The organism is bacterium, from assembly GCA_009926305.1.
Taxonomy (GTDB): Bacteria; Bdellovibrionota_C; UBA2361; order UBA2361; family RFPC01; genus RFPC01.
In genome coordinates, this window is the sequence record RFPC01000251.1 from 1 (window position 1) to 1,169 (window position 1,169).

Here is a 1,169-nt window from a genome sequence, read left to right on the forward strand (position 1 = left end):
AGAGGCGCGCCCCAAGCACTCCAAAGACTGACAAATACAGCTTAAGAAACCGCATCATGGGCGGAAGAAAGTAAGGTGCTCTATGCTCCCTAGAGAAAGAAAGACAGCAGATCGCAGAGTCCTCGCTAGAGTCCTGCAACTCAGCTTCGGCAAGAAAGACCCTGAAGATGAGATGCTCGATTTCATTTCAGAATTGTACGCGAGAATGGGGGGTTCTTGGGTAGCATTCTTTCAAGGCGACCCCGACCAAGTACGCCTCTTGAAAAAGTGTGCTGCTGTAGTGGTTAAGAAAGATAAGGAGCTAGAGAAGCAAGATGAGTGAAGAAGAACCAAGAGAGGTCGGGAAAATCCTCCCGCGCTCGAAGGCGATTTCTCGTTCTCTGACCGCGTCTGAGATGAAGTCTCGCGTTAAGATCGCTATGACGACATCGGGCACTCAGATGGGGTCGGGGGGCAACTTTTATTCGCCTGAGCTCTCTACAGACTTTCTTGAGCTTCCACAGAGCCAAGACGAACAACGCAACTACTTCAGATTTTTCTACAGGACTGACCCCTTTGTGGGTCAGGCGGTAGACCTGCACACCGAGCTTCCTCTCTCGAAGATTAGGCTAGGTATCCCCAAGGCTAAGAATCGCGACATGGCGATGGCGTCTTTACGCTTCTGTGAGAAATGGGCAAAGCGCGTAGGTCTGCTCCACAGGCTCATTGAGATTCTCCATGAGTACAACCTCTTGGGCGAGGTGTTTGTTTTCTGCGAGGACAACAACCCTGATATGCCCAAAGAGGTTACTCACAAGAAAGTCAACGAGATCACCAAAGAGGGTACGGCAGAGGTTAAGTATTACAAGTACGATGACGCTGACGACCGCGCTTATAAGTGGATGAAGAAGAACTATAAGAACAAATTAAAGTCGGTATCGTTCCTCTTGCACAGTGATCACGGATTTGCTATGGCTCCATATGAGGAGATTAGCGAATCTGAATATGTTAAAATGAAATCCAAAATAAAGGATGATGTACTTTTTATTGACAACATGAATGAGTTCTCAATAGATAATTTAGAATGTGCAGATGGTGCGTGTCCTATCAAGTGAAAATTTATGGATGATAAATCAGAAGAGTTTGATAAAATTTTTTCCGAAATGATTGATTCAGAAGAGTTAAAAGAG

General features: G+C 45.9%; 2 protein-coding genes. Both read left to right on the plus strand.

Translation table 11 applies throughout. The features are described from left to right. Positions 1-82: 82 nt before the first annotated feature. A complete protein-coding gene (locus tag EBR25_14275; protein NBW42136.1) occupies positions 83-322 on the plus strand; it encodes a hypothetical protein in 240 nt (79 codons plus the stop codon). Next, positions 315-1,094, plus strand: a complete 780-nt coding sequence (locus tag EBR25_14280; GenBank protein ID NBW42137.1) for a hypothetical protein — start codon at positions 315-317, stop codon at positions 1,092-1,094. Before EBR25_14275 ends, EBR25_14280 begins: the two co-directional genes overlap by 8 nt. Positions 1,095-1,169: the final 75 nt, after the last annotated feature.